The sequence below is a fragment of the Dolichospermum sp. LEGE 00246 genome (assembly GCF_015207865.1).
GTDB lineage: Bacteria > Cyanobacteriota > Cyanobacteriia > Cyanobacteriales > Nostocaceae > Dolichospermum > Dolichospermum heterosporum.
Genome location: NZ_JADEWA010000484.1, coordinates 1 through 4,056, shown reverse-complemented (window position 1 = coordinate 4,056; position 4,056 = coordinate 1). Strand labels below are relative to the sequence as shown.

Sequence of the window (4,056 nt, the reverse complement as noted above, 5' to 3'; positions counted from 1 at the left end):
CCTACTTTTTTATAATAACATAAAATCAATATTTTGTTCGTTTCGTCGCTGTAGCCTTCTTTGTTTTCGCTACGCTCAAATACAATTTGGGCTACGCAACTCAACTCACGCGCATTCATCCCACGCTTCTAAGAGTGAGACGTGGGGCTTCTGCTGATTAAGCTAAAAATCAGTATTAGTCAGGTTGAGTAGATGGAGAAAAACTTTCCTGAAAATTTAACTCCTCATATACAGCCAATGTTTCTTGGTGTACACGGGCAACATTTAACCATTCTAGATTGTCCTGCGATCGCTGTTTCCATTCCTGAAGTATATTCGCATCACTCAATAATTTCACTAATGCCTGAGCCAATTGATGACTATCCTGCACCGGCACTAAGATCCCCGCTTTGCCATTATCTAACGCCTCTGGAATCCCGTCCACCTTCGTAGCCACAATTGCCAGCCCTGCTTCCCTCGCTTCCGAAAGCACCAAGGGACAAGGATCACGGTGGGAAGCCAAGACAAAAATATCACAGGCTAGTAAATAACGTTGGGGTTCAGGCTGAAACCCTTCAAAGTGAATCCGATGACTCACAGCCGTTGCTTGGGCTTGAGACTCAAATATTTGTTTATCTGGACCATTTCCCACCAAATATAAATGTACTTCGGGAAAATCCTGAGCAATTTCTTCAAAAGCCGCAATTAATTCAGTGATGCCCTTTCTTTTATACATTCCTGCTACGGTGGCTATCGCTGGACTTTGTAAACTTAAAGGTTGATAATCGGATATTTTCCGAGTCCGAGGACTGCCCAATGTCCCATTACAAATTACCCGTAATTTTTGTTTGGGGATTCCCCGTTGTACCATCGAATTTTTGACAGCCTTACTAACAGCAATTACTCGGTCTGCTAAACCCATCAATAGGCTACTAGGTTGAAATTCATTATGGACAGTAGCCACTAAAATATATCTATTTTCCCATCTCAAAGCCCGCGCTAACACCACACCAGTCATCATGTGAGCATGAACTATATCTGGTTGAAATTCTTGCACAATTTTCCGATAAGCGATCGCCGCCTTCATCATTGTTATTGGCTGACGACTTTGGTTAATTTCGTAATGTTTAACACCAAATTGATTTAATAATTTTTCGTACCCCCCTCCCGCTGAAATTACCGCCACATCATCGCCAGATTGGGATTGTAAACAAGCTAAATCCACAGCTACATTGACAATACCATTACCGATTTCCTGGACATGATTTAATATATGTATGATTCGCATAAAGTTAAAAATGTGTATCAAAACTTAAATACATTTCAGCAAAGAAAGATTAATCATCTAATTCAAAGGGAACAGTGAACGGGCAACAGGGAACAGGAAAAACTCATGTTTAAAAACATGAGATTGAAATAATGACACTGTTTTTTTCGTGCTACGCATCTGGTAAAAACATCCTTTTTTTGACTGAAGCTCTAAACTGGTGCAAATGAGTGTTTCTTATTTGCTCCCTGTTCCCTTCTTTTGTAAGTGAATGGAAAAAAGACTAAATATGTAAGGAAAAGTCAAGTTGCCCAAAACCTCTTTTCTGTTCCCTTGCCATAACAACAATTTTTAACGCCAACCTACTTAATTACCTGATAACTGCTATATCTATGTCGGTCTTTCTGATAAGTCATGCTTACTATATACAGATCCAGTATAATCTAACTGTACATTAAGAAACATATATCAAAGATAATTTGGGGTAGTTAACTTATACTGAATTATTAATTAATAATCACCGTTTTTTACTCTGATCAGGATCTTCCTATTAATTATCATTTAAGCATTCAGTATTCAGCTATCAGTTTTCAATACGGAAATACAGAATGTTAAATGTGTATAACTTTCAGGAAATAACTACTTCCTCATCTCCACTATTACTGCTGATAGCTGAATGCTGACATCAAATATTAAATCAAGGTGATAAACGCTCGATTTCCCATCCGTCATTATCTACACGAGTATATAACAGGCGGTCATGTAAACGACTCGATCTTCCCTGCCAAAACTCAATTTTTTGGGGAATCACGCGAAAACCACCCCAATGGGGAGGACGAGGAACTTCCTGAGTTTCGTATTTGCGCTGAAATTCTTGTAATTGTAATTCTAAAAATTCCCTACTTGCAATTACTTCGCTTTGATTAGAAGCCCAAGCACCTAAACGACTATATGTAGGGCGGATTTCAAAATAGCTATCAGATTCTGCTGCGGAAATTTTTTCCACAGTTCCCACAATTCTGACCTGGCGTTCTAATTCCGCCCACCAAAAAACCAAAGCAGCATGGGGGTTTACTGTCAATTCCTGTCCTTTTTGGCTATTGTAATTAGTAAATAAGACAAACCCCCGTTCATCAAAATCTTTGAGTAATACCATTCTCGCCGAAGGCTGACCATCGGACGTACAGGTAGCCAAAGTCATAGCATTAGGTTCAGGTAGCTGGGCTGATAGGGACTGACTGAACCAAATTTTGAATTGTATAAATGGATTTGGATCAATTTGTTTCTCATTCAAATCTTGTAATGTGTAGTCTTTGCGAAGATCGGCTATGTTAGTATCCATTTTTGTTATTTCCTCAAATTTAGATCAGCTAAAATTTATGATCAAAATCAGTAAATAGTTTAGACAATAGTAATACCTTGTCCATTTTCCGTAGGTTGGGTTAAGCGACAGCGCAACCCAACAAATGCGTTAGGTTTCATGCTGATTGCTTGGCGTTCACGCAGTATCCCGCAGGGATACGTTTACGTTCCACAGCTTTTTCCAATTTGGACAAGGTATTGACAATAGGAAATGGAAATTACCAAAGTATGGCTTCCGCCACACTAGGTCTCCTACACCTGAAGTCCTTGCTTATACATTAAATCAGATGCGCCGTCTTGCTTCTCTGCAAACTCTGTTAACTTATGGACTCAGTGGGCCAATTATCGCCCTCAATATCTGGCTACTGTCTGTATTATTCCATTTTTTCCAGAATCCAATTACTATTCTCAGTATTGCTGCAATTCTAGCTTTTCTATTGAATTACCCGGTTAAGTTACTGGAGAAAGTCAGAGTTACCCGTACTCAAGCAGTAATTATTGTTTTACTGCTGACTTTAACTTTGTTTATTGTTTTGGGTGTTACCCTTGTACCAATGGTCATTGACCAAACCATTCAATTGTTAAATAAGATTCCTGATTGGTTAGCGACTAGTCAAGCTAATTTAGATCACCTAGAAAGTTTAGCAAAGCAGCGGCGGTTATCTATAGATTTAAAGCTGGTAACAAACCAAATAAATGCTAATATTCAGAATTTAGTACAGCAAATAGCTTCAGGGGCGGTAGGATTTGCAGGAACATTGTTATCAGGAATACTCAACGTAGTATTGGTCATTGTTCTAGCTTTTTATATGCTCATATATGGCGATCGCGTTTGGTCTGGTTTAGTTAACATTCTCCCGTCTAATATTGGTATTCCTTTTAGCCGCTCATTACAGTTAAATTTTCAAAACTTTTTTTTGAGCCAATTATTGCTAGGACTATTTATGGTCATAGCCCTTACACCCATTTTCTTATTTCTGAAAATTCCATTTGCCCTGTTATTTGCTATTATTATCGGTATTTCTGGGCTTATTCCCGTTGTTGGTGCAACTTTAGGCATTGGTTTAGTCACATTGTTGGTATTAATCCAAAATTGGTGGTTAGCCTTTCCAGTCGCTACAATGGCAGTTATCATGCAACAAATCAAAGACAATTTGTTAGCACCAAAATTAATGGGCAATTTTATTGGACTTAACCCTTTATGGATTTTTATTGCCATTTTAATGGGATTTGAAATTGCTGGACTATTAGGAACACTCGTTGCTGTGCCAATTGCGGGAACTATCAAAGGCACTTTTGATGCCATTAAAGGCAGTGATCACAGCGATTTTGTCTCTACTTTTCGAGCTAATTACGGCTCGGAATTTGAACAAGATGAATAAATTGGTCATTGGTCATTGGTCATTGGTGAAAACCATTCTTCTTCCTCCCCCTACTCCCCCTACTCC

General features: G+C 38.7%; 3 protein-coding genes. 1 reads left to right on the top strand and 2 read right to left on the bottom strand.

Annotated features, from left to right (window positions below; translation table 11 throughout):
• Positions 1–175 precede the first annotated feature (175 nt).
• The gene (locus tag IQ228_RS22625; RefSeq protein ID WP_168465602.1) at positions 176–1,267 is read right to left on the bottom strand and encodes a glycosyltransferase; all 1,092 of its coding nucleotides are present in this window, start codon (positions 1,265–1,267) and stop codon (positions 176–178) included.
• Positions 1,268–1,943: 676 nt separating this feature from the next.
• Positions 1,944–2,588 carry a pyridoxamine 5'-phosphate oxidase gene (pdxH, locus tag IQ228_RS22620; RefSeq protein ID WP_027401363.1) on the bottom strand — a complete coding sequence of 215 codons (645 nt, stop codon included), beginning with the start codon at positions 2,586–2,588 and terminating at the stop codon, positions 1,944–1,946.
• A 307-nt stretch (positions 2,589–2,895) separates the two neighbouring features.
• On the opposite strand from pdxH, the gene IQ228_RS22615 reads away from it, so the two are divergent.
• Positions 2,896–3,990 (top strand): AI-2E family transporter, encoded by a 1,095-nt coding sequence (locus IQ228_RS22615; RefSeq protein ID WP_027401364.1) that lies wholly within the window; start codon positions 2,896–2,898, stop codon positions 3,988–3,990.
• The last annotated feature ends 66 nt before the right edge of the window (positions 3,991–4,056 follow it).

What these genes read in the sequence shown, in the direction of transcription:
- pdxH (WP_027401363.1), bottom strand. Translation starts at nt 2,588, where the DNA reads ATGGATACTAACATAGCCGATCTTCGCAAAGACTACACATTACAAGAT.
- IQ228_RS22615 (WP_027401364.1), top strand. Translation starts at nt 2,896, where the DNA reads ATGCGCCGTCTTGCTTCTCTGCAAACTCTGTTAACTTATGGACTCAGT.
- IQ228_RS22625 (WP_168465602.1), bottom strand. Translation starts at nt 1,267, where the DNA reads ATGCGAATCATACATATATTAAATCATGTCCAGGAAATCGGTAATGGT.